This is a genomic window from Pseudomonas tensinigenes (assembly GCF_014268445.2).
Lineage (GTDB): Bacteria > Pseudomonadota > Gammaproteobacteria > Pseudomonadales > Pseudomonadaceae > Aquipseudomonas > Aquipseudomonas tensinigenes.
Window position 1 is genome coordinate 4,363,567 of record NZ_CP077089.1, and the last position, 23,727, is coordinate 4,387,293.

Genomic DNA, 23,727 nt, shown 5'->3' on the forward strand with positions numbered 1-23,727 from the left:
ACATGCCTGCTATCCCTCTCGAACATGGATTGGCCGTTGCCGGCATCCTGTTCTGCCTTGGTCTGGTCGGCCTGATGGTCCGCCGCAACATTTTGTTCGTGTTGATGAGTCTGGAAGTGATGATGAACGCCTCTGCACTGGCGTTCATTGTTGCAGGCGCCCGTTGGGGCCAGCCGGATGGACAGATCATGTTCATCCTGGTGATCAGCCTTGCAGCCGCAGAGGCCAGTATTGGTCTGGCGATCCTGCTGCAACTGTATCGCCGCTTCCACACGCTCGATATCGACGCTGCCAGTGAGATGCGCGGATGAATCTTATCTTTCTGACTTTCGTATTCCCTCTGATCGGTTTCCTGCTCCTGTCGTTCTCCCGTGGACGCTGGTCGGAAAACCTCTCGGCGCTGATCGGCGTGGGTTCCATTGGCTTGTCGGCGATCGTCGCCGCCTACGTCATCTGGCAATTCAACGTCGCGCCACCCGAAGGCGGTCACTACACGCTGGTACTGTGGAAGTGGATGGCGGTCGAAGGGTTCAAGCCTGACTTCGCCCTCTACGTCGATGGCCTGTCGATCACCATGCTCGGCGTGGTCGTTGGCGTCGGTTTCCTGATCCACCTGTTCGCGTCCTGGTACATGCGCGGCGAAGCGGGCTACTCGCGCTTCTTCTCGTACACCAACCTGTTTATCGCCAGCATGCTGTTCCTGGTGCTCGGCGATAACCTGTTGTTCCTGTACTTCGGCTGGGAAGGCGTGGGCCTGTGCTCGTACCTGTTGATCGGTTTCTACTACAGCAACCGCAACAACGGTAACGCCGCACTCAAGGCCTTCATCGTGACCCGGATCGGCGACGTGTTCATGGCCATCGGCCTGTTCATCCTGTTCCAGCAAGTCGGCACGCTGAACATCCAGGAACTGCTGGTGCTAGCACCGCAGAAATTCCAGGTCGGCGACTTCTGGATCACCCTGGCGACCCTGATGCTGTTGGGTGGCGCAGTCGGTAAATCTGCACAACTGCCGCTGCAAACCTGGCTGGCGGACGCGATGGCCGGCCCGACCCCGGTTTCGGCACTGATCCACGCCGCAACCATGGTGACCGCTGGTGTTTACCTGATCGCCCGTACCCACGGTCTGTTCACCCTGGCGCCGGAAATCCTCCACCTGGTCGGCATCGTCGGTGGTGTGACCCTGGTTCTCGCAGGCTTCGCCGCACTGGTTCAAACCGACATCAAACGTATCCTCGCCTACTCGACCATGAGCCAGATCGGCTACATGTTCCTGGCGCTGGGCGTTGGTGCCTGGGACGGCGCGATTTTCCACCTGATGACCCACGCCTTCTTCAAGGCCCTGTTGTTCCTTGCTTCCGGTGCGGTGATCGTTGCCTGCCACCACGAGCAGAACATCTTCAAGATGGGCGGTCTGTGGAAAAAACTGCCACTGGCCTACGCCAGCTTCATCGTCGGTGGTGCTGCGCTGGCCGCTCTGCCACTGGTTACCGCAGGCTTCTACTCCAAGGACGAAATCCTTTGGGAAGCGTTCGCCAGCGGCAACCACGGTCTGCTCTACGCAGGTCTGGTCGGCGCGTTCATGACGTCGCTGTACACCTTCCGCCTGATCTTCATCACGTTCCACGGTGAAGCCAAGACTGAAGCCCACGCCGGTCACGGCATCTCGCACTGGTTGCCACTGTCGGTGCTGATCGTATTGTCCACCGCCATCGGCGCGATGATCGTTCCGCCACTGCACGGCGTACTGCCAGAAAGCGTTGGCCATGCCGGTGGCGAAGCCAAGCACAGTCTGGAAATCGCTTCGGGCGCCATTGCCCTGGCCGGTATCCTGCTGGCAGCGCTGCTGTTCCTCGGCAAGCGTCGCTTCGTCACGGCGATCGCCAACAGCGGCATCGGCCGTTTCCTTTCGGCCTGGTGGTTCGCTGCCTGGGGCTTCGACTGGATCTACGACAAACTGTTCGTCAAGCCTTACCTGGCGATCAGCCACGTACTGCGCAAAGACCCGCTCGACCAGACCATCGGTCTGATCCCGCGTATGGCCAAGGGTGGTCACACTGCCCTGAGCCGCACCGAGACCGGTCAACTGCGTTGGTACGCTGCTTCGATGGCTGCTGGTGCCGTGCTGGTGATTGGCGCCATCGTGCTGGTAGCGGTCTGATATGAACCTTGCGAATTTGCGAAAGGAAACGAGCCCGTCATGATTCTGCCTTGGCTAATCCTGATCCCCTTCATCGGCGGCCTGCTGTGCTGGATGGGTGAGCGCTTCGGCGCTACCCTCCCGCGCTGGATTGCGCTGTTGACCATGACCCTGGAACTCGCCCTCGGCCTCTGGCTGTGGGCCCACGGTGACTATTCATTTGCACCGGCGCCTGGCGCCGATCCGACCTGGGCGCTTGAGTTCAAGCATGTCTGGATCCAGCGCTTCGGCATCAACGTGCACCTGGCCCTCGACGGCCTGTCGCTGTTGATGATCCTGCTGACCGGTCTGCTGGGTATCTTGTCGGTACTGTGCTCGTGGAAAGAGATTCAACGTCACGTTGGCTTCTTCCACCTGAACCTGATGTGGATCCTGGGCGGCGTAGTCGGCGTGTTCCTCGCCCTCGACCTGTTCATGTTCTTCTTCTTCTGGGAAATGATGCTGGTGCCGATGTACTTCCTCATCGCGCTCTGGGGTCACAGTTCTTCGGATGGCAAGAAAACCCGGATCTACGCAGCGACCAAGTTCTTCATCTTCACTCAGGCTTCCGGCCTGATCATGCTGGTGGCGATCCTCGGTCTGGTGCTGGTCAACTTCAACAACACTGGCGTGATTACTTTCAACTACGCCGACCTGTTGAAAACCAAGATGTCGATGACCACCGAGTACATTCTGATGCTCGGCTTCTTCATCGCCTTCGCGGTCAAGCTGCCAGTGGTTCCGTTCCACTCGTGGTTGCCTGATGCCCACGCCCAGGCGCCGACTGCCGGTTCCGTCGACCTCGCCGGTATCTTGCTGAAAACCGCTGCCTACGGCCTGCTGCGTTTCGCCCTGCCGCTGTTCCCGAATGCTTCGGCCGAGTTCGCGCCGATCGCCATGACCCTCGGTCTGATCGGGATCTTCTACGGTGCGTTCCTCGCTTTCGCACAAACCGATATCAAGCGTCTGATCGCCTTCTCGTCCGTTTCCCACATGGGTTTCGTGTTGATTGGCATCTACTCCGGCAGCCAACTGGCCCTGCAAGGTGCAGTGATCCAGATGCTCGCGCACGGTGTGTCGGCGGCGGCACTGTTTATCCTCAGCGGTCAGTTGTACGAGCGTCTGCACACTCGTGACATGCGTGAGATGGGCGGTGTGTGGTCGCGTATCGCTTACCTGCCGGCGATCAGCCTGTTCTTTGCAGCCGCTTCGTTGGGTCTGCCGGGTACCGGTAACTTTGTCGGTGAGTTCCTGATCCTGATCGGCTCCTTCGCAAGCTGGCCGTGGATCACTGCGATTGCCACTTCCGGTCTGGTGTTCGGTTCGGTCTACTCGCTGATCATGATCCACCGTGCTTACTTCGGTCCGGCGAAATCGGATTCGATTCTGCACGGTATGGACGCTCGCGAACTGATCATGGTGCTAGGCCTTGCGGTGTTGCTGATCTACATCGGCGTCTACCCGCAACCGTTCCTCGACACGTCTGCCGCCACGATGCATGGCGTGCAGCAGTGGCTCGGCACCGCCTTCACTCAACTCGCTTCGGCCCGGTAAGAGCGCTATGGAATTCACGATTCAACACTTTATTGCGCTTGCGCCACTGTTGATCACCAGCCTCACCATTATCGTGGTGATGCTGGCAATCGCCTGGCGCCGCAACCACTCGCAGACCTTCCTGATCTCGGTCGCCGGTCTGAACCTGGCCTTGCTGTCGATCCTGCCAGCCCTGAAAGTCGCGCCTCTGGCCGTGACCCCACTGCTGCAAATCGACACTTTCGCTTGCCTGTACATGGCGCTGATCCTGGTCGCCACCCTCGCCTGCGTCACCCTCGCCCACGCCTATCTGGGCGATGGTGGTTCGGGTTACCCGGGCAACCGTGAAGAACTCTACCTGCTGATCCTGATGGCCGCCGCTGGTGGTCTGGTTCTGGTCAGCGCGCAGCACCTGGCCGGTTTGTTCATCGGTCTGGAACTGCTGTCGGTGCCGGTCTACGGTCTGGTGGCTTACGCCTTCTTCAACAAGCGCTCGCTGGAAGCCGGCATCAAATACATGGTGCTGTCGGCCGCCGGTTCCGCGTTCCTGCTGTTCGGTATGGCGCTGCTGTACGCAGACGCCGGTTCGCTGAGCTTCGTCGGTATCGGTCAGGCACTGGCCGCGACCGGTCTGCCTAGCCCGCTGGCGCAACTGGGCCTGGGCATGATGCTGATCGGTCTGGCGTTCAAGCTGTCGCTGGTACCGTTTCACCTGTGGACGCCTGACGTCTACGAAGGTGCTCCGGCACCGGTGGCCGCGTTCCTTGCGACCGCTTCGAAAGTGGCCGTGTTTGCGGTGATGGTGCGTCTGTTCCAGATCTCCCCTGCTGCCAGCAGCGGCGTACTGAGCGACGTGCTGACCGTCATCGCCATCGCCTCGATCCTGTTCGGTAACCTGCTGGCCCTGACCCAGAGCAACCTCAAGCGTCTGCTCGGTTACTCGTCCATCGCGCACTTCGGCTACCTGCTGATCGCGCTGGTGGCGAGCAAGGGTCTGGCGGTGGAAGCCATCGGCGTGTACCTGGTCACCTACGTGATCACCAGCCTCGGCGCCTTCGGCGTAATCACTCTGATGTCCTCGCCGTACAACGGCCGTGACGCCGACGCGCTGTACGAGTACCGCGGCCTGTTCTGGCGCCGTCCGTACCTGACCGCCGTACTGACCGTGATGATGCTGTCCCTGGCCGGTATCCCGCTGACCGCGGGCTTCATCGGCAAGTTCTACATCATCGCTACCGGTGTCGAATCGCACCAATGGTGGCTGGTCGGCTCGCTGGTGCTGGGCAGCGCCATCGGCGTCTTCTACTACCTGCGCGTGATGGTCACCCTGTACCTGATCGAACCAAACCTGCGTCGCCACGACGCCCAGCTGCACTGGGAACAGAAGGCAGGCGGCGTAATGCTGCTGGCCATCGCCCTGGTCGCATTCTTCCTGGGTGTGTACCCGCAGCCATTGCTGACACTGGTTCAGCAGGCGGGTCTGGCGGGCTGATTGCTTGGCTGGCTAGAAATGAAAACGGCACCTTCGGGTGCCGTTTTTGTTTTTGCGGGATTTAACGTCTCGAGCGCTTGCGCTGGCCTCATCGCAGGCGCGCCCGCCTCCCCAGGTTTGTGCGTCGCTCACAAACTCCGGGCACACCCAAAAACCATTGTGGGAGCGAGCCTGCTCGCGAAGGCGTAGGCACTTTCAACATCTTGATTGGCTGACACTCCGCTTTCGCGAGCAGGCTCGCTCCCACAGTTTTGTGTGGCGTTCACTCAATTCATATAACCACATGACGAAATTGTAATTCCCCCATCACCTCCGCGTTATCCGCAGCTTGCAACGATGTGACCCGGCGACCATGCCGGCGGGCCCTGCCCCGCCGAACAATAAAACCCACGCCGACACACGTTCCCGTTCTGCCGAACCCAAGGAGTGTTTGATGGTTAACAATTCAAAAATGTCGATTTCCGCTTTAGCGGTGGTGATCGGCGCCGGGCCGTCCATGGTGTTTGCAGAAGACAAGCCTGAAGGCTTTGTCGAAGGCAGCAGCCTGACGGTGCTCAACCGCAACTTGTACTTCAATCGTGATCATCGCAACGGCCAGTCCAGCCCCACCGGCAACGGTTATTCCGAAGCCTGGTCGCACGCGGTGATCAGCAAGTTCGAATCCGGTTTCACCCAAGGCACCGTCGGGGTCGGTGTTGATGCGTTTGCGATGATCGGGCTAAAACTCGACAGCGGTGACGGCCGCAACGGTGGGCGCAGTTCGTTTGATGTTTTGCCGGTCAATAGTGATGGCGAGGCGCGGGACGAATACACCAAGGTTGGCGGCGCCGCGAAAATTCGGGCGTTCGATACGGTGGTCAAGGTTGGCGATGTGTTCCCGGCCAATCCGGTGGTTGCGGCGGGTGACTCGCGCCTGCTGCCGGAAAGCTTTCGCGGGGTGACGGCGAGCAACACCAGCATTGAAGGTTTATCGGTTCAGGGCGGTCGACTGCACGCGATGAGCCAACCGGTGTCCAGCGACATGCGCGAGAACTTCGCCACGTTCTACGCCGGGCCGGTCAATTCGCCGTGGATCGCGTATGGCGGCGGCGATTATGTGCTGAACAAAAACCTCAGTTTCAGCCTGTACTCCAGCCGTCTGAAGGATGCGTGGAATCAGTACTACGCAGGCACCGCTTGGACCTATCCGCTGTCCGATGACCTGTCGCTGTTCGGTGGTCTGAACTATTACAAGGCCGTCGATGAAGGCAAACAACTGCTCGGCGAGTTCGACAACAACATCTGGAGCGGCCGCGTTGGCGTCAAGCTTGGTGCCCACTCCGTCGCCCTCTCCCACCAGCGCAACAACGGTAATGACGACTTCGACTACCTGCGCCAGTCCGACTCGATCTTCCTCGACAACTCGATCCAGTACAGCGACTTCAACTCGCCGAAAGAACGTTCGTGGATGGTGCGCTATGACCTCGACATGAGCACCTATGGCGTACCGGGTCTGTCGTTCATGACCCGTTACGCACGCGGTACCGACGCCGACTATTCCAACGCCAACGCCGTGTACATGCGCCGCGATGCCGAGGGCAATCCGCTGACAGATCAGAAACGTTGGGAGCGCGATTTCGAAGTCAAATACGTAGTGCAAAGCGGTTCGATGAAAGACTTGTCACTACGCTTGCGCCAGGCCACCACCCGCGCCACGGCGTTCGAGTCGGATCTGGATGAAGTTCGGGTGATTGTCGAGTATCCGTTGGCGATTCTTTGATGGTGCGGTTGATGCAAATTCACCTTTAGAAGCTCCTTGCTCCTTTGGTAAGAGGTGAATCTTTTAGCGTCCTTCGGGGCGCTTTTTTTGCTTTGCGTTTTGCCGTGGTTATGTTTTTCAGGTTTAGGCCCGGCCCTCACCCTAGCCCTCTCCCAGAGGTAGAGGGGACTGACCGAGTTGGCTGTTGCAGATACATCGACCTGAAAAACCGGGGCGCACTCTGGTTTTGAATGGCTTGAAAGCCTGCTCCCTTTCCCCCTGGGTGAGAGGGGACTGACCGAGTTGGTTGTTGCAGATACATCGACCTGAAAAACCGAGGCGTACTCTGGTTTTGAATGGCTTGAAGATCTGCTCCCTTCCCCCTCGCCCCCTCGGGGGAGAGGGCTGGGGTGAGGGGGCAGGATTTTGAGGTCAACGCAAAAACAACGGTTAAAAACTGGCCATTGATAACTACGCGTTTGGATCTACGTTATCCAGCGCCTTGTTCACCGCCAGTTCGCCAAGCATGACCACCTGCGCGATACCGAGCAGGGTCTTGCGATGGGTGCCGCCTAGCAGCGCGGCGAAGTCACCGAGCATTACCGTGGCCGAGGCCAGGGATTCGCTGGCGTTGGCCAGTAATGATTCGGTGTCGGCTTTGGGATTGACCAGGAACATCTGGTTGGGGATGTACGGTGCGGACATGATGGCGGCCGACGGTTTGAGGTAGAAGTCGAGGGCGCGGTCGGCGGCTTCGTGGAGTTTTCTAGTCTCAATGGAGACGTAGGGGGATGTTGAGTTGGCGTCGGGGATTGCGTCTGCTTCGGGGGGATTGGGTGTTGGCTTTTTCATAATGTTTTACTCAGCTTGAAGGTGGAGCTGGCCCTTTCGGTTCCACGCGAAAGGGTGGCAGCTGTACGCAGGTTGGAACCCGGGCAACTGAGCAAACCCGACAGACTCGAAGTCTCCCGCGCACAGCCGCCATAACGGAGTGCACACATGAAAGTGCGCAAGCATACGTCATGAACAGTGCGTTTTGCTTCAGTTGAGCCGCGGGGTTCCAATCCCGATCGCTGAATTGGCAGCGACCCACACAGGCTAGTGAGCTGACGTCCGACGGACAACCTGAAAACATTGTGGGAAGGTTCCGCACTTCCCACATAACCTTTAAACATCACGAATTGAAATACAGAACGTGTAGGAGCTGCCGAAGGCTGCGATCTTTTGATCTTTAAAATCAAAGTCAAAAGATCGCAGCCTTCGGCAGCTCCTACACGGGACCACGTTTTGGCGTGGCGGATTCAGCTTCCGCCGTTTCGACACACGCCCATCACGTTGTACTTGATGGTATTGAGCTGACCTTTGGAGTCCTCATAGGTCATCGCGGTGGGCACCACTTTGCACGCAGGCTGTGGCTTGACCACGCTCACCACTTTGACCACGTCCAGCTTCATTCCGTATTCGTAATCCTTCACCACCGGCGCCGCTTTGCCCTGGTTGGCGGCGTACTGTTCCATGGCTTTGCTGTTGGCGCTGAGCGCGCGTTCAAAAGTGCGGTCACCACCGCCTTCGGCCAGCACATTCACAGACATCGCCATGACAGCGGCGAATGCGATCAACTTGAGTACTTTCATTCTCTTTCCTTCCCGTCCAGGCGTAAAAAAAGCCCGGCATCGATGCGCGATATCGGGCTTGTTCAGGTGCAGCAGGCTTACAGATCGCGGGTCTTGTCATCTTTCTTGTCGTTGACGACGACCGGGTTACCGGCGGCTTTTTCCTTGGCCACGAACAGCTCCATGGAGCGGTCGTTGCTGGTCATCATCCGCTCGAAAGTGCGGTCGCCGCCGCCTTCGGCCAGGGCCACGGAAGAGATCGCCAGAGCGGCTGCGAAAGTACTGAGTTGGGCAAGTTTCATCGTTGATTCCTCGTTTAAGTAGCTGACGGGTTCAAGGTAACAAGGCGCACCTTTCGTGACGGTGGCGGGGAAATTACATATCCGTTATGTGCCCGGCACTCTTCTGAAGTCGAACACAAAACCTGTAGGAGTGAGCCTGCTCGCGATAGCGGTGTGTCAGTCAATTTAGATCTGACTGATAGACCGCTATCGCGAGCAGGCTCACTCCTACAAGGGGATTACCTATTCAGATGGAACCGCGTCCTCATCCCGGCGATGGGCGAGTTGGTAGAGAGCCGGCAAGATCAGCAACGTCAGGATCGTGGAAGACAAAATCCCGCCGATCACCACGGTTGCCAGTGGCCGTTGCACTTCAGCGCCGGTGCCGGTTGCGAGGGCCATCGGAATAAATCCCAGCGACGCCACCAACGCCGTCATCAACACCGGCCGCAAACGCGTCAGCGCACCTTCGTGAATGGCATCGGACAGCGACCGCCCCTCCTCACGCAAATTATGAATAAACGCAATCATCACCAAGCCGTTCAACACCGCCACCCCGGACAACGCGATAAACCCGACCCCCGCCGAAATCGACAACGGAATATCGCGCAGCCACAGCGCCATGACCCCACCGGTCAAGGCAAACGGAATCCCGGTAAACACCAGCAAGCCGTCCTTCAGGTTGTTGAACATCATGAACAACAACCCGAACACCAGCAGCAGCGCCACCGGCACCACGATCTGCAAGCGCTTGGCCGCCGATTGCAGTTGCTCGAACTGCCCGCCCCAACTGGTCCAGTAACCGGCCGGGACTTGCACATCACGCTCGATCACCTCACCGGCCTCGCTGACGAACGAGCCAATGTCACGCCCACGCACGTTGGCGCTGACGATCACCAGACGCTTGCCGTTCTCGCGGCTGACCTGATTCGGCCCAAGCACCAAATCGAGGCTGGCGACGTCTTGCAGCGCGATGAAACCGATCTGATTGGCCGCTGCATTCAGAGGCGCCGGCACTGGAATCAGCAGCGCCGACAGCCCCTCGATGTCCTTGCGCATGGCATCGGACAAACGCACAACCATGTCAAAACGCCGATCACCCTCATACAACGTCCCGGCCTTACGCCCGCCGACTGCAACGGCAATGGTGTCCTGCACATCACCGACGTTGAGCCCGTAACGCGCCGCTTTGTCGCGATCAATGTTGATGGTCAGCACCGGCAAGCCGGTGGTCTGTTCGACTTTCACCTCGGATGCGCCGTTGACCTTCTGCATCGCTGCGGCAATTTTCGCAGCGGTGGCATTGAGCACGTCCATGTCATCGCCGAATACCTTCACCGCGACATCGCTGCGCACGCCGGAAATCAGTTCGTTGAAACGCAATTGAATCGGCTGCGACAGTTCATAGTTGCTGCCCGGCAGCGTCGCGGCGGCGGCTTGCAGTTCGGCCATCAGGGTTTCGCGGGACTTGCCTGGGTCCGGCCACTGGTCCTTGGGTTTGAGCATCACGTAGCTGTCAGAGATGTTCGGCGGCATCGGATCCGAGGCGATTTCGGCCGTGCCTGTGCGGGCAAACACGCGCTCGACTTCCGGCACCTTCGCCAGAATCAGCGTTTCCAGCCGCAGCTGCATGTCCACCGATTGCGTCAGGCTGGTGCCCGGCACGCGCAACGCTTGCAAAGCAAAATCCCCTTCGCTGAGGCTCGGCACAAACTCGCTGCCCATACGACTGGTGAGCACACCGCTGAGCACGATCACGCCCAACGCAGCGCCCACGGCCACCGCGCGATGGGACATGACCCAGGCCAGCGCCGGCGCATACACGCGACGGGCGCCGCGCATCACCGCGCCCTCTTCTTCCTTGACCTTGCCCGTGACGAACAACGCAATCGCCGCCGGTACAAAGGTCACCGACAACAGCATCGCGCCAAGCAACGCAATCACCACGGTGAACGCCATCGGGTGGAACATTTTCCCTTCGACGCCGCTCAAGGCGAAAATCGGCAGGTACACGACCATGATGATCAACTGCCCGAAAATCAGCGGCCGCCGCGCCTCTTTCGCTGCGGCAAAGACTTCCTTGAAACGCTCGGCGCGAGTCAGCAAACGGCCGTGATGCTGCTGCGCATGGGCCAGTCGACGCAGGGTGTTTTCGACGATCACCACCGCGCCGTCGACGATAATGCCGAAGTCGAGCGCGCCGAGGCTCATCAGGTTGGCGCTGACCTTGTTGCTGAACATCCCGGTGAAAGTGAACAGCATCGACAGCGGAATCACCATCGCGGTAATCAGCGCCGCGCGGATGTTGCCGAGGAACAGGAACAGAATCGCGATCACCAGAATCGCGCCTTCGATGAGGTTCTTTTTCACCGTGGCGATGGCCTTATCGACCAGGTGCGTGCGGTCGTACACCGGCACGGCGATCACGCCTTGCGGCAAGGATTTGTTGATCTGTTCGAGCTTGCTGGCCACCGCTTGCGAGACCGTGCGGCTGTTCTCGCCGATCAACATAAACACCGTGCCGAGCACCACTTCGCGACCGTTTTCCGTGGCCGCACCGCTGCGTAATTCGCGGCCGATTTCCACGGTGGCGACGTTCTTCACCCGGATCGGCGTGCCGTCGACATTGGCCATGACGATGTTGGCGATGTCCTCGGTACTCGCCACTTGCCCCGGCGCGCGGATCAGCAATTGCTCGCCGCTGCGCTCGATGTAACCGGCGCCGACGTTGGCGTTGTTGCGCTCCAGCGCGGTGACCAGATCGGTGAGGGTCAGCTTGTACGCGGCCAGGCGTTTCGGGTCCGGCGCAATCTGGTATTCCTTGGCGAAGCCGCCGATGGTGTTGATCTCGGCGACACCGGGTACGTTGCGCAATTGCGGCTTGATGATCCAGTCCTGAATCACCCGCAGATCGGTCGGTGTGTACGCACTGCCATCGTCCTTGAGCGCGCCCTCCTTCGCCTCGACCGTCCACAAAAAGATCTCGCCGAGACCGGTGGAAATCGGCCCCATCACCGCCTCCGCGCCTTCGGGCAATTGCTCCTTGGCGATCTGTAAACGCTCGTTGACCAGTTGGCGGGCGAAGAACAGGTCGGTGCCGTCCTTGAAGATCACCGTCACTTGCGACAGCCCCGAGCGCGACAACGAACGGGTCTGCTCCAGTGCTGGCAAACCGGCCATCGCGGTTTCAATCGGGAAGGTGATGCGCTGTTCGGTTTCCAGCGGCGAGAACCCGGCGGCGCCGGTGTTGATCTGCACTTGGACGTTGGTGATGTCGGGTACGGCGTCGATCGGCAGTTTTTGATAACTGGCGATGCCGAGGCCGGCCATGAGCAGAACGGCGAGCAGCACGATGATGCGTTGCTCGATGGCAAACTGGATCAGGCGTTCGAACATGAGGACCTTCCAGAATTAATGACTATGCTCGGCTGAGGCTTTGCCCAGCTCCGACTTGAGGACGAAGCTGCCGGCGCTGGCGACTTGCGCGCCCGGTTCCAGGCCTTGAGTGATTTCCACATGGCCGCCTGCGCGACTGCCCAGCTCTACTGCGCGCGCTTCGAAGCCATCGTCGGTACGCACGAACACCGTGGATTTGTCCTCGACGGTCTGGATCGCAGATTCCGGTACGGCGACTTTCGCTTCGCGGCTGTCAGTGGCGACCAGCGCGGTGACGAACAGACCGGGGCGCCATGAGCCTTGCGGGTTTTCCAGGGTGACGCGGACGGTCGCGGTGCGGGTTTGTTCGCCGAGCAGGCTGCCGACGTAAGCCACGCTGCCGACCACTTCTGCGTTCAACTCCGGGGCGCTGACGGTGACCGCTTTGCCTACTTGAACCTTGTTCAGATCCTTCGGTGACACGCCGAACGTCACCCACACTCGCGACAGATCCGAGAGCGTGAATGCCGCCGTGGTTTCATCAACGACTTCCCCCGGCGTCAGGTGTTTTTCCACCACCACGCCGTCGAACGGCGCGCGCAATTCGTAGCGGTTGCCGCCGGTGGCGACCACGCTGCCGCTGAGTACGCTGATCTTTTGCTGCGCATTGCTCACGGCAATTTCTGCCTCTTGCAGTGCCTGGCGCGCCTGGAGGAAATCCTGCTCGGCCGAGATTTTGTCCTGCCAGAGTTTTTTCTCGCGCTCGTAGGTGGTGCGCGCCAAGGCCAAACGGCGCTGCGCGGCGGCCTGCTCGCTGCGTTGATCGGAGATCTGCTGACTGGCGATCACCGCCAGCAACTGGCCCTTCTTCACCGTTTGCCCGAGGTTGACCGCCACCGCCTCGACCACACCCGGCACGCGCGGCACGACGTGGGCGGTGCGGTCTTCGTCGAAGCGCACTTCGCCGGGGAATGGCAGACCGCGGCTGATGTTTTGCGGCTTTGCTTCGGCGAGTTGAATACCGGCAGCGGTGATTTGTTCGGCGCTCAACTCAATGTGCCCTTCTTCGCCATGCTCGCCTTCGGCGGCGGCACCTTCTTCGGCGTGATCGGCATGTTCGGCTGCTTCATCGGCATGGGCATCGATGCTTGCATCGCCCGCCCACATCGAGCCGATACCAATGCCCAGCGCCAACGTCGCCACCGCGACCACCATCAGTTTTTGATCCATGGAAACTCCTCTGCGTCATACCTGCGCGCAGTGCTGTGAAAAGTGAAATTCAAGGGCTGACGCTGAGGTCGCCGAAGATCCGTTCAATGCGTACGCGGGCATCGGTCGCTTCGCTGACTGCCTGGATGTACTGGCTACGGGCGCTGATCAAAGTGCGTTGCGCATCGAGCACATCGAGGAAGCCGAACTTACCCATTTCGAAACCACGGGTGGCGCTGTCGACCGCACTTTGCGCCGCAGGCAGGATGGTCTGGTTGAATGCCTTTACCTCGCCATTGGCGGTCTGCCATTGCTCGAGACTGGTCTGGATTTCCGTGCGCAAACGCAGCTCGGTGGCGTTGCGCAGATCCCGCGCCTGATCGGTTCGGCGCGCTGCGGCGAGTACGTTGCCCTGATTGCGGTTGAACAGCGGAATCGGCATCGACAGCCCGACCACGTTGACCCGCTCGCGCTCGGTTTCGCTGTACTGGCTGCCGATGCTCACGGTCAGGTCGGGAATGCGCTGGGATTTTTCCAGGCCCAATGACGCTTCGCGTTGATCGATCTGCAGTTTGGCCAGACGCAGTTCGGCAGTCTCGTTCAGACGCTCGAGCAATCTTGTCGTTGGTGGAACGGCCGGCATGCTTTGCGTGGGTGCCTGCACCTTGGTCGACGTCGGCAACGGCGCGCCCATGACTTGCGCCAATTGTTGGTACGCGGTGGCCTGATCGCGTTCTGCCCGGCTCAGTTCAAGGCGCACTTCCGAGAGCTGCACTTGCGCCCGCGTGCCTTCGACCGGTGATGATTTGCCTGCTTCGATGCGCCCTTGCGCCACGCGCACACCGTGCTCGGCCAATTGCAGGGATTGCCGCGACAGCTGCAAGCGTTGCTGCGCGGTTTGCGCGCTGTTGAACGCCTGAATGACGTCTGCACGCAAGGCATTGCGCTTGCGCTCCAGTTCGATGCCGACAGCGTCCTGCGCGCGGCTGGCGACATCGATCCGCGCGCCGCGTTTGCCGCCCAGTTCGATCGGCTGACTGAGCATCACCGTGGTTGTGCGCGAATCGCGGCGAGTGTCTTCAGCCTCCCACGACACTTCGGGATTGGGGATCAGCCCGGCTTGCTGACGCTCGCCTTGAGCGATGCCGATTTCCCACTGCACAGCGGCCAGGTCCGGGTTGCCGGCGAAGGCACTTTGCAGGGCTTGCTCCAGCGTCAGGGGCGCCGCGTTCGCGAGGCCGGTACAGGCCAGCAACAGGATGCCGCTGGCGGTTTTTTTCAGGCGTGATCGCGCCGTCAGTTTTATTAAACCGGGCAATGGAAGACTTCCTTTATTCAAGAATCTCGGATGCCGCCACGGTAGGGTTTTGAACTTATCGACAAGGTGACTGGAACATTACAAATCCGTTATCCACGGTTTGCCGAAGTTGTTTTGCTCTAGGATGCGAAGTGCTGGCGGCGTTATCGAAATACATCGAAACAAAAACACGCTAGTTATCTGCTGAATTGCACTTGCCGGAATCAAAGTGATGGGGATTTTGTGGTTTGTGCTGCGACCGACTGTCGCAGAGCACCGTTTTAAAGCGCTTAGTCGTTGACCCTGTAGCCACTACAACCTTTATCGTCCGGACTTCCCCTCACCCCAGCCCTCTCCCGGAGGGAGAGGGAGCCGACCGAGGTGTCTGACACTTTCCATCGACCTGTTAAATCAAGTCGACTATGGATTCCGTAAAGATGTTCCACGTCGGTGCAGTTCTGAAGCATCCCACGTTTAGTCCCCTCTCCCTCTGGGAGAGGGTTAGGGTGAGGGGCTTCTTATCGTTATTGAACAACGTCCGGAAGACCTTACAAAAACAATAACTTTCCCAGTCACCGAAATTAAATACCCATTAAATAAAAGTGGTGAAAGATCATGCGAATCCTTGTCGTCGAGGACGAGCTTAAAGCTGCCGAATACTTGCATCAGGGTTTGACCGAAAGTGGTTATGTCGTTGACCACGCCGCCACCGGTGCCGATGGCCTGCACCTGGCGCAACAGCAGACCTATGACCTGATTATTCTCGACGTAAACCTGCCGGAACTGGATGGCTGGGGTGTGCTGGAACAGTTGCGTCGCACTCATTCCACACGAGTGATGATGCTCACCGCGCGCGGGCGTTTGGCCGACAAGATTCGCGGCCTCGATCTGGGCGCCGACGATTATCTGGTCAAGCCGTTCGAGTTCCCCGAACTGCTGGCGCGGGTGCGCACATTGATGCGCCGCAGCGAAAACATCCCGGTGCCGCAGGTGCTGAAAGTGGCTGATCTGGAGCTCGATCCGGGCCGCCATCGCGCGTTTCGTGGTGCGCAGCGTATTGACCTGACCACCAAGGAATTCGCCCTGCTGCATCTGCTGATGCGCCAGTCCGGCGAAGTGCTGACGCGCACACAAATCATCTCGTTGGTGTGGGACATGAATTTCGATTGCGACACCAACGTGGTCGAAGTGTCGATCCGCCGCTTGCGGGCGAAGATCGACGACCCTTTCGACAGCAAGTTGATCCACACCCTGCGCGGTGTCGGCTATGTGCTGGAGGCGCGGGAATGAAGCCTTCCAGCCTGTCGATGCGCTTGGGTTTGACAGTGAGTGTTCTCGGCGCGCTGCTGGTGGTGTTCCTCGCGATCCTTGCCTATTTCGCGTTGACCCATGAGCTGAATTCGCTTGCCAGAGACAGTCTGGAAAAGAAGATGGCGCAGGTGGAGCACAGCCTGTCGCTGTACGTCGATGCCAATGAAATCACCGGCAAGCCGCATATCCTTCTGGATCAGGTGATGGGCCATGACAACCTCACTTTGACGATTTATGACCGTTTGAATTTGCGCTCGCCGCTGCTCAAATCCGGTAGCGGTCTGACTGATCCACGGGTTGAATTGAAAGCAGTGCGCGCGACCACTGATCAACTGGCGTATTCCGACAGCCTGGATGCTGAAGGCGCGAAATTCCTCACCGTGTCCAAGCTGATTCGTCTCAAGGACAGCAGCAGCGTGCCGGTGCTGCTGTCCGTGGATAACGCCCACGATGAGGCCCTCCTCAGCGCCTACCTGCGCTCGACGCTGATTGCCTTGCCGTTGTTGCTGGTGTTTATCGGCCTCACTGCGTGGGGCGCGGTGCAGCGTGGTTTGGCGCCGCTGCGTGAGTTTCGCAAGGTGGCGGCGATGGTCTCGACCCAGGACCTGGAGCATCGATTGTCGGTGGTGAACATGCCTCAGGAACTGAGCGAACTGGCGCAAGGCATCAACTTCATGCTGCATCGACTCGATGCCGGGGTGCAGCAGTTGTCGCAGTTCTCCGATGACCTGGCGCATGAGCTGCGCACGCCGATCAACAATCTGATGGGCAAGGCGCAGGTGACCTTGTCCCGCGAACGCACGACCGAGGAATACAAGGACGTGCTGGTGTCCTGCACCGAGGAGTTGGAGCGCGTGGCGCGGATTGTTTCGGACATGCTGTTTCTGGCGCAGGTCAGTCATCCGTCGGCGCTGGCGCCGTTTGAAGCGGTGGCGCTAGAAGTTGAAGTGGCGAAGGTGGCGGAGATGTTTTCGTTGTCGGCGCAGGACAAGCAGATTCATTTGAATGTGCTTGGCAGTGCCTCGGTGCTGGGCGACCGGTTGATGATTCAGCGAGCGATTTCCAATCTGCTGTCCAACGCGTTGCGTCATTGCCCGAATGGGAAAACCGTGACGTTGCTGATTGAGCAGAGCGCAGCGCAGGCATCCCTGCTGGTCAGCAACCCCGGCGCCGGGATTGAAGCGCAGCATTTGCCACATCTGTTCGACCGCTTCTACCGCGTCGACAGCAGCCGCTCGCGCTCGCAGGGCAGCACCGGGTTGGGACTGGCCATCGTCCGTTCGATCATGAGCCTGCATCAGGGCGTGGCGGAGGTGAAGAGTTTGCCGGGTGCGATGACCGTGTTCCGGCTTGGGTTTCCTGCGGTGCCGCCAATGGCCCCATCGCTTGCAGGCAAGCTCCCACAGTGATTTGCGGGGTATCCGAATCTTGTGAACACTAAAAAAACCTGTGGGAGCCTGGCTTGCCAGCGATGGCGGTGGGGCAGGCGATATCCATGTTGAATGTCAGTAAGCAATCGCTTGCAGGCAAGCTCCCACAGTGGTTTCGGGTGCACTCGGAATTTGTGAGCGACGCAGAAACCTGTGGGAGCGAGCCTGCTCGCGAAAGCGGTAAATCAGGCACCAACAAAAACGGCACCTTGCGGTGCCGTTCGCCTTTCACATTTCAGCTTTTACTTACGCGCATCCGCCCAGGATTTCAGCAGTTCGTTGTAGCTCACGGTCTCGCCCTTCGGTTTCTCGTTAGCCAGTTTCGGTTTCGGTGCGCCCGGTTGATCAAACCAGTATTGCGCATCGCGCTCCGGGTTCATCTTCGGAGCACAAACGGCCTGAGCCTTGGAGCGTTCCAGACGCGTCATGATCGCGTCCTGGTCCTTGGCCAAGCCATCCAGCGCCTGTTGCGGGGTCTTCTCGCCGCTGGCCGCTTCGGCGATATGGCTCCACCACAGTTGCGCCAGACGCGGATAATCCGGCACGTTGGTCCCGGTCGGAGTCCATTGCACGCGGGCCGGGCTGCGGTAGAACTCGACCAGGCCACCGAGTTTCGGCGCCAGATCAGTCATCGCCTGCGAGTTGATGTCCGACTCACGAATCGGCGTCAGGCCGACGATGGTTTTCTTCAGCGACACGGTTTTCGAGGTCACAAACTGCGCGTACAGCCACGCTGCCAGCTTCTGTTTCTCAGGCGTGGATTTCATGAACGTCCACGAACCCACGTCCTGATAACCGAGCTTCATGCCCTCCTCCCAATACGGCCCGCGTGGCGATGGCGCCATGCGCCATTTCGGCGTGCCGTCGGCGTTGACCACCGGCAGGCCCGGTTTGGTCATGTCGGCGGTGAACGCGGTGTACCAGAAAATCTGCTGAGCAATGTTGCCCTGCGACGGCACCGGACCGGACTCGGAGAAGGTCATGCCCGCCGCTTCCGGTGGCGCGTATTTCTTCAGCCAGTCGACATACTTGGTGGTGGCGAACACCGCGGCCGGGCCGTTGGTATCGCCGCCACGGGTCACACTGGAGCCGACCGGGTGGCAATCCTCGACGCGAATCCCCCACTCGTCCACCGGCAAACCATTCGGGATGCCTTTGTCGCCGCCACCGGCCATGGAGAACCAGGCATCGGTGAAACGCCAGCCCAGCGACGGGTCTTTCTTGCCGTAATCCATGTGCCCGTACACGCGCTTGCCGTCGATTTCCTTGACGTCTTCGCTGAAGAATTTGGCGATGTCTTCATAAGCTGACCAGTTCACCGGCACGCCCAATTCGTAGCCGTACTTTTCCTTGAACTTGGCTTTCAGATCGGCGCGCTCGAACCAGTCGGCGCGGAACCAGTAGAGGTTGGCGAATTGCTGGTCGGGCAATTGATAGATCTTGCCGTCCGGCGCGGTGGTGAATGAGATGCCGATGAAGTCCTTGATATCGAGGGTTGGCGAGGTGAAGTTCTTGCCTTCGTTGGCCATCAGGTCGGTGATCGATTCGGTCTTGCCGTAGCGAAAGTGCGTACCGATCAAGTCCGAGTCGTTGACCCAGCCGTCATAGATGTTCTTGTCCGACTGCATCACCGTCTGCATTTTCTCGACCACATCGCCTTCTTGCAGCAGGTCGTGGGTGAGTTTGATCCCGGTGATTTCGCTGAACGCCTTGGCCAGCACTTTCGACTCGTATTCGTGGGTGGTCAGGGTCTCGGAAACGACCTTGATGTCCATGCCGCGAAACGGCTCGGCGGCCTTGATGAACCACTTCAGTTCTTCGAGTTGCTGCTCGGCCGTCAGGGTCGACGGTTTGAATTCACTGCCGATCCATTTTTTCGCCGCGTCCTCGTAGGCATCGGCCCACGCGGCGGCGCTCAAACCGCTGAGTGCCAGCATGGCTGCCAATGAAATGCTATGTCGCAGCTTATTGTTTTTGTCGAACATAGAGACCTCCTGTTTAAGTTGTGGAGCCGCGTTGCCGAACGACTCGACTAGCCCCAACGCATCACAGCCAACAGCCACACCAGGGACAACGCGGACGCCACCCAGATGCTCCAGTCGGTGGCGCCGATCACCAGCAAATGCAGGTAGGCGCTGCCGAGAAGACCGATAAACAAACGATCACCACGGGTGGTGGCAATCGGCAGAAAACCTCGCCGCAGGATGCTCGGCGAACGCAACTCCCACGTGATCATACCGACCAGAATCAGGCCGATGACGATGAAGAATGCTGCGGTAGGCGTGGTCCAGCTCATCCATTCCATCATCACCTCCTCAGACCCGACCGAGGGCAAAGCCCTTGGCCACGTGGTTGCGAACAAACCAGATCACCAGCATGCCCGGCAGAATGGTCAACACCCCCGCCGCCGCCAGCACGCCCCAATCAATGCCCGAAGCGGACACCGTGCGCGTCATCACCGCCGCAATCGGCTTGGCGTTGACCGAAGTCAACGTGCGCGCGAGCAGCAGTTCGACCCAGGAAAACATAAAGCAGAAAAACGCCGTGACACCGATCCCGGAACCGATCAACGGGATGAAAATCTTCACGAAGAACTTGGGGAAACTGTAGCCGTCGATGTAGGCGGTTTCGTCAATTTCCTTGGGAACCCCAGACATGAACCCTTCGAGAATCCACACCGCCAACGGCACGTTAAACAGGCAATGCGCCAACGCCACGGCGATGTGCGTATCGAACAGACCGATCGACGAATACAACTGAAAGAACGGCAGCAGAAACACCGCCGGCGGCGCCATGCGGTTGGTCAGCAGCCAGAAAAACAGGTGCTTGTCGCCGAGAAAACGATAGCGCGAAAACGCATACGCCGCCGGCAACGCCACGCTCAGCGAGATCACCGTGTTCAAACTCACGTAATACAGCGAGTTCAGATAACCGGTGTACCAGCTCGGATCGGTGAAGATCACCTTGTAGTTCGCCAGCGTAAAGGCCTGTGGGAAAAGCGTCAGGCCGCCGAGGATTTCGGTGTTGCTCTTGAAGGACATGTTCAGTAGCCAGTAGATCGGCACCAGCAGGAACAGGATGTACACCAGCAACGGAATCAGCTTTCTCTTGCTCATGGCCGGGCCTCAGCGGTTGGCGTCGGAGTGCGTCATGGCGGTGTAGAACAGCCAGGACACCAACAGGATGATCAGGAAGTACACCAGCGAGAACGCCGCTGCCGGACCGAGGTCGAATTGCCCTACGGCCATCTGGGTCAACGTCTGACTCAAGAAGGTCGTGGCGTTACCCGGCCCGCCGCCGGTGAGCACGAACGGCTCGGTGTAGATCATGAAACTGTCCATGAAGCGCAGCATCACCGCGATCAGCAGCACGCTCTTCAGCTTGGGCAACTGAATGTGCCTGAACACCGCCCAGGCCGAGGCCCGATCAATGCGCGCAGCCTGGTAGTACACATCGGGAATCGCGCGCAAACCGGAGAAGCACAACAACGCCACCAACGAAGTCCAGTGCCAGACGTCCATCACCAGCACCGTCACCCAGGCGTCCATGGTGTTGGCCGCGTAGTTGTAACTGATGCCCATGGCGTTGAGGCTCGACCCCAGCAAACCAATGTCCGCGCGGCCGAAAATCTGCCAGATCGTACCGACCACGTTCCACGGAATCAGCAGCGGAATCGCCAGAATGATCAGCACCACCGACGACCAGCGACCCTTGGTTGGCATGGTCAGGGCAACGGCAATGCCCAGCGGAATTTCAATCAACAACACGCACGCCGAGTAGATAAACTGACGCAGCAACGAGTCGTGCAGACGCGGGTCGAGCAGCACTTGCTTGTACCAGTCCGCGCCGACGAAGTAGCGGCTGGACTGGTCGAAGATGTCCTGCACCGAATAGTTGACCACGGTCATCATCGGGATCACCGCACTGAACGCCACCAGCAGGAACACCGGCAACACCAGCCACCAGGCTTTGTTGTTCTGCACCTTGTTCATGGCTGCACCTCTTCGTCGGCTTCCAGCAGAAATTCATCGGCATAGACCATCAGCCACTGCGCCGGGAAACTGATGTACGCCGTGCCTTGCGGCACCGGTTTGTCTTCGGCCAGCCGCACTTTCAGCGGTGCGCCGTCGAGGTCGAGGGTCATGATCTTGTAGGTGCCGAGGTCTTCGACGTGTACGACCCTGGCCTGCATCGCGTCATCAAACGGCTCGTCCCACACATGAACAAACTCGGGGCGGATGCCGACCTTCAGATTTTTCCATTGGCCGTGTTCGATATGTCGCTGCATGGCGTCGGACAACGGCAGGTGCGTCGAGGCGAACCCGACGCCACCGGGCTGCGGCTGCACCTCGATCAGGTTCATCCCCGGGCTGCCGATGAAATAGCCGACAAAGGTGTGGCTCGGCCGCTCGAACAGTTCCCGTGGCGTGCCGAACTGGACGATCTGGCCGCCGTACATCACCGCGATCTTGTCGGCGAAGGTCGAGGCCTCGAGTTGATCGTGGGTGACGTAGACCATGGTGATGTTGAACTGCTCGTGAATCTGCTTGAGCTTGCGCCGCAGCTTCCACTTCAGGTGCGGATCGATCACCGTCAGCGGCTCGTCGAACAGGATTGCGGAAACGTCGTCGCGGACCAGGCCACGGCCCATCGAGACTTTCTGTTTTTCGTCGGCGGTGAGGTTGCGCGCCTTCTTGCTCAGGAGGTTTTGCAGGTCGAGGACTTCGGCAATTTCCTGCACCTTGCTGTGCACTTTCGCCTCGGCCATGCCCTGATTTCGCAGGGGAAACGCGAGGTTATCGAACACGGTCATGGTGTCGTAGACCACCGGAAACTGGAAAACCTGGGCGATGTTGCGCTTCTCCGGCGTCAGGTCGTTGACCGCTTTGCCATCGAACAGCACATGGCCCTGCGAAGGGCTGAGCAGGCCGGAAATGATGTTGAGCAAAGTTGACTTGCCGCAACCCGACGGCCCGAGCAAGGCGTAGGCGCCGCCCTGCTCCCAGACGTGATCCATCTCGCGGATCGCATAATCCTCGGCGCCGCTCGGGGTTTTGCTGTAGCTGTGGGCGAGGTGCTGTAAACGGATTTCGGCCATCAGGCAACCCTCGCGACACGCCGGCCCGGTGCTTGCACCAGACGGCCCTGCGCATCGAAAACGAACAGTTTATGGGTCGGGATGTAAATGCGGATCGGCGCATCGACGTCGTATTCGTGAACGCCGGGCAAGTGCAGCACCAGCAGGAAATGCTCGTTGCGCACGTGCAGGAAGGTTTCCGAACCGCTGATCTCGGCGACTTCGACGGTGACCGCCAGTTCGAGGTCGTCATCGTTGCTCGGCACCAGCGAGATGTGGCTGGGACGCACGCCGAAACGGAACTCGCCCTCGCCCACCGGACGCAGATCGACGTTCAACGGGAAGTGTACGAAGTTGGCAAAACTCACTTCATTGCCAGCAATGCGCCCCGGCATCAGGTTGATCGGTGGCTCGGAAAACAATTCCGCCGCAAGCACGCTTTGCGGCTGGTGATACACCGAAGTCGACGGGCCGCTCTGAATCACCCGGCCTTCGTGAAGAATCGTCGTGGTGCCGCCCAGTGCCAGCGCTTCGTTGGGTTCGGTGGTGGCGTAGATGGCGATGGTGTGGCGCGCCTTGAACAGCTCGCGCATTTCCTGGCGCAGCTCTTCGCGCAGTTTGTAATCGAGGTTGACCAGCGGCTCATCGAAGAGGATCAGCTCGGCATCCTTGACCAGCGCGCGAGCCATGGCCGTGCGTTGCTGTTGACCGCCGGACAGCTCCAGCGGATAGCGCTGCAGAAACTTCTCGATGCGCAGCATCTTCGCGGTTTCCTGCACTTTGCTGTGGATGATCTCTTTCGAGACACCGGCCTGACGCAGCGGCGAGGCGATGTTCTCGAACACGGTCATGGTCGGGTAGTTGATGAACTGCTGATAGACCATCGATACGTTGCGCAGACGCACCGGGCGTTGGGTGACGTCGACGCCGTTCATCAGGATGCGACCGCTGTCGGGCTTATCGAGCCCGGCCATTAAACGCATGAGGCTGGTTTTGCCGGACAGCGTGCGGCCGAGCAAAACGTTGAAAGAACCGGGTTCGAATTTCAGGCACGCATCGTCGATCCAGGTCTGGCCCTCGACGGTACGGCTGACGTGCTCCAGGGTGAGTGACATGGCTCGGCCTTTTTATTATTGGAGTCAAGCGACCTGTGCACGGGAGCGAGTTTCGTGCCAGAAATGGCAAGTGGTTG

Annotated in this window: 19 protein-coding genes; 7 read left to right on the top strand and 12 right to left on the bottom strand. The window is 59.4% G+C overall.

Features of this window, described 5'->3' with window-relative positions; genetic code table 11:
- The first annotated feature begins 2 nt into the window (after positions 1-2).
- The 5 genes from nuoK to HU718_RS19305 all read left to right on the top strand — a co-directional run bounded on the left by nuoK (position 3) and on the right by HU718_RS19305 (position 6,963).
- Positions 3-311 carry an NADH-quinone oxidoreductase subunit NuoK gene (gene nuoK, locus HU718_RS19285; protein WP_003223790.1) on the top strand — a complete coding sequence of 103 codons (309 nt, stop codon included), beginning with the start codon at positions 3-5 and terminating at the stop codon, positions 309-311.
- Positions 308-2,161 carry an NADH-quinone oxidoreductase subunit L gene (gene nuoL, locus HU718_RS19290; RefSeq protein ID WP_150731178.1) on the top strand — a complete coding sequence of 618 codons (1,854 nt, stop codon included), beginning with the start codon at positions 308-310 and terminating at the stop codon, positions 2,159-2,161. Before nuoK ends, nuoL begins: the two co-directional genes overlap by 4 nt.
- A 39-nt stretch (positions 2,162-2,200) precedes the next feature.
- Complete coding sequence (gene nuoM / locus HU718_RS19295; RefSeq protein WP_007920174.1) at positions 2,201-3,733, top strand: NADH-quinone oxidoreductase subunit M; 1,533 nt, start codon at positions 2,201-2,203, stop codon at positions 3,731-3,733.
- A gap of 7 nt (positions 3,734-3,740) precedes the next feature.
- Positions 3,741-5,204: an NADH-quinone oxidoreductase subunit NuoN gene (gene nuoN, locus HU718_RS19300; protein WP_150693914.1), complete on the top strand. Its 1,464-nt coding sequence runs from the start codon at positions 3,741-3,743 to the stop codon at positions 5,202-5,204.
- Positions 5,205-5,637: 433 nt separating this feature from the next.
- Positions 5,638-6,963, top strand: coding sequence for an OprD family porin (locus HU718_RS19305; RefSeq protein WP_186616509.1), 1,326 nt, complete (start codon positions 5,638-5,640; stop codon positions 6,961-6,963).
- A gap of 450 nt (positions 6,964-7,413) precedes the next feature.
- Here HU718_RS19305 and HU718_RS19310 read toward each other — a convergent pair whose 3' ends face one another.
- The 6 genes from HU718_RS19310 to HU718_RS19335 form a co-directional block, all read right to left on the bottom strand.
- The gene (locus HU718_RS19310) at positions 7,414-7,794 is read right to left on the bottom strand and encodes a DUF6124 family protein (protein ID WP_150730409.1); all 381 of its coding nucleotides are present in this window, start codon (positions 7,792-7,794) and stop codon (positions 7,414-7,416) included.
- A gap of 449 nt (positions 7,795-8,243) precedes the next feature.
- On the bottom strand, positions 8,244-8,576 hold the full coding sequence (locus HU718_RS19315) for a DUF2790 domain-containing protein (protein ID WP_186616508.1): 333 nt from the start codon (positions 8,574-8,576) through the stop codon (positions 8,244-8,246).
- A 77-nt stretch (positions 8,577-8,653) separates the two neighbouring features.
- Complete coding sequence (locus HU718_RS19320; protein WP_150730408.1) at positions 8,654-8,857, bottom strand: co-regulatory protein PtrA N-terminal domain-containing protein; 204 nt, start codon at positions 8,855-8,857, stop codon at positions 8,654-8,656.
- 222 nt (positions 8,858-9,079) lie between these two features.
- On the bottom strand, positions 9,080-12,232 hold the full coding sequence (locus tag HU718_RS19325) for a CusA/CzcA family heavy metal efflux RND transporter (protein WP_186616507.1): 3,153 nt from the start codon (positions 12,230-12,232) through the stop codon (positions 9,080-9,082).
- A 15-nt stretch (positions 12,233-12,247) separates the two neighbouring features.
- Positions 12,248-13,441 carry an efflux RND transporter periplasmic adaptor subunit gene (locus HU718_RS19330; protein WP_186616506.1) on the bottom strand — a complete coding sequence of 398 codons (1,194 nt, stop codon included), beginning with the start codon at positions 13,439-13,441 and terminating at the stop codon, positions 12,248-12,250.
- A gap of 49 nt (positions 13,442-13,490) precedes the next feature.
- The gene (locus tag HU718_RS19335; RefSeq protein WP_186616505.1) at positions 13,491-14,738 is read right to left on the bottom strand and encodes a TolC family protein; all 1,248 of its coding nucleotides are present in this window, start codon (positions 14,736-14,738) and stop codon (positions 13,491-13,493) included.
- 594 nt (positions 14,739-15,332) lie between these two features.
- On the opposite strand from HU718_RS19335, the gene HU718_RS19340 reads away from it, so the two are divergent.
- The gene (locus HU718_RS19340) at positions 15,333-16,007 is read left to right on the top strand and encodes a heavy metal response regulator transcription factor (protein ID WP_122661495.1); all 675 of its coding nucleotides are present in this window, start codon (positions 15,333-15,335) and stop codon (positions 16,005-16,007) included.
- Positions 16,004-17,437 (top strand): heavy metal sensor histidine kinase, encoded by a 1,434-nt coding sequence (locus HU718_RS19345; protein ID WP_150708134.1) that lies wholly within the window; start codon positions 16,004-16,006, stop codon positions 17,435-17,437. The genes HU718_RS19340 and HU718_RS19345 overlap by 4 nt, the downstream gene beginning before the upstream one ends.
- Positions 17,438-17,700: 263 nt before the next feature.
- Here the strand turns inward: HU718_RS19345 and HU718_RS19350 are convergent, their stop codons facing one another.
- From HU718_RS19350 to HU718_RS19375, 6 genes are read right to left on the bottom strand one after another with little or no spacing between them, the layout of a single operon-like run.
- Complete coding sequence (locus tag HU718_RS19350; protein ID WP_123376407.1) at positions 17,701-19,443, bottom strand: ABC transporter substrate-binding protein; 1,743 nt, start codon at positions 19,441-19,443, stop codon at positions 17,701-17,703.
- A 47-nt stretch (positions 19,444-19,490) separates the two neighbouring features.
- On the bottom strand, positions 19,491-19,763 hold the full coding sequence (locus HU718_RS19355) for a DUF2160 domain-containing protein (protein ID WP_186616504.1): 273 nt from the start codon (positions 19,761-19,763) through the stop codon (positions 19,491-19,493).
- Between the two features lie 10 nt (positions 19,764-19,773).
- Positions 19,774-20,574 (bottom strand): carbohydrate ABC transporter permease, encoded by an 801-nt coding sequence (locus HU718_RS19360; protein WP_090284391.1) that lies wholly within the window; start codon positions 20,572-20,574, stop codon positions 19,774-19,776.
- A 9-nt stretch (positions 20,575-20,583) separates the two neighbouring features.
- Positions 20,584-21,450 carry a carbohydrate ABC transporter permease gene (locus HU718_RS19365; protein WP_007912484.1) on the bottom strand — a complete coding sequence of 289 codons (867 nt, stop codon included), beginning with the start codon at positions 21,448-21,450 and terminating at the stop codon, positions 20,584-20,586.
- On the bottom strand, positions 21,447-22,556 hold the full coding sequence (locus HU718_RS19370; protein WP_186616503.1) for an ABC transporter ATP-binding protein: 1,110 nt from the start codon (positions 22,554-22,556) through the stop codon (positions 21,447-21,449). The genes HU718_RS19365 and HU718_RS19370 overlap by 4 nt, the downstream gene beginning before the upstream one ends.
- Positions 22,556-23,650, bottom strand: coding sequence for an ABC transporter ATP-binding protein (locus HU718_RS19375; protein WP_123450812.1), 1,095 nt, complete (start codon positions 23,648-23,650; stop codon positions 22,556-22,558). The genes HU718_RS19370 and HU718_RS19375 overlap by 1 nt, the downstream gene beginning before the upstream one ends.
- Positions 23,651-23,727: the final 77 nt, after the last annotated feature.

Coding starts and splice junctions, on each gene's coding strand:
- HU718_RS19365 (WP_007912484.1), bottom strand. CDS start 21,450: ATGAACAAGGTGCAGAACAACAAAGCCTGGTGGCTGGTGTTGCCGGTG.
- HU718_RS19370 (WP_186616503.1), bottom strand. CDS start 22,556: ATGGCCGAAATCCGTTTACAGCACCTCGCCCACAGCTACAGCAAAACC.
- HU718_RS19330 (WP_186616506.1), bottom strand. CDS start 13,441: ATGGATCAAAAACTGATGGTGGTCGCGGTGGCGACGTTGGCGCTGGGC.
- nuoL (WP_150731178.1), top strand. CDS start 308: ATGAATCTTATCTTTCTGACTTTCGTATTCCCTCTGATCGGTTTCCTG.
- HU718_RS19340 (WP_122661495.1), top strand. CDS start 15,333: ATGCGAATCCTTGTCGTCGAGGACGAGCTTAAAGCTGCCGAATACTTG.
- HU718_RS19310 (WP_150730409.1), bottom strand. CDS start 7,794: ATGAAAAAGCCAACACCCAATCCCCCCGAAGCAGACGCAATCCCCGAC.
- HU718_RS19350 (WP_123376407.1), bottom strand. CDS start 19,443: ATGTTCGACAAAAACAATAAGCTGCGACATAGCATTTCATTGGCAGCC.
- HU718_RS19305 (WP_186616509.1), top strand. CDS start 5,638: ATGGTTAACAATTCAAAAATGTCGATTTCCGCTTTAGCGGTGGTGATC.
- HU718_RS19320 (WP_150730408.1), bottom strand. CDS start 8,857: ATGAAACTTGCCCAACTCAGTACTTTCGCAGCCGCTCTGGCGATCTCT.
- nuoN (WP_150693914.1), top strand. CDS start 3,741: ATGGAATTCACGATTCAACACTTTATTGCGCTTGCGCCACTGTTGATC.
- HU718_RS19345 (WP_150708134.1), top strand. CDS start 16,004: ATGAAGCCTTCCAGCCTGTCGATGCGCTTGGGTTTGACAGTGAGTGTT.
- nuoM (WP_007920174.1), top strand. CDS start 2,201: ATGATTCTGCCTTGGCTAATCCTGATCCCCTTCATCGGCGGCCTGCTG.
- HU718_RS19355 (WP_186616504.1), bottom strand. CDS start 19,763: ATGGAATGGATGAGCTGGACCACGCCTACCGCAGCATTCTTCATCGTC.
- HU718_RS19325 (WP_186616507.1), bottom strand. CDS start 12,232: ATGTTCGAACGCCTGATCCAGTTTGCCATCGAGCAACGCATCATCGTG.
- HU718_RS19375 (WP_123450812.1), bottom strand. CDS start 23,650: ATGTCACTCACCCTGGAGCACGTCAGCCGTACCGTCGAGGGCCAGACC.
- HU718_RS19360 (WP_090284391.1), bottom strand. CDS start 20,574: ATGAGCAAGAGAAAGCTGATTCCGTTGCTGGTGTACATCCTGTTCCTG.
- nuoK (WP_003223790.1), top strand. CDS start 3: ATGCCTGCTATCCCTCTCGAACATGGATTGGCCGTTGCCGGCATCCTG.
- HU718_RS19315 (WP_186616508.1), bottom strand. CDS start 8,576: ATGAAAGTACTCAAGTTGATCGCATTCGCCGCTGTCATGGCGATGTCT.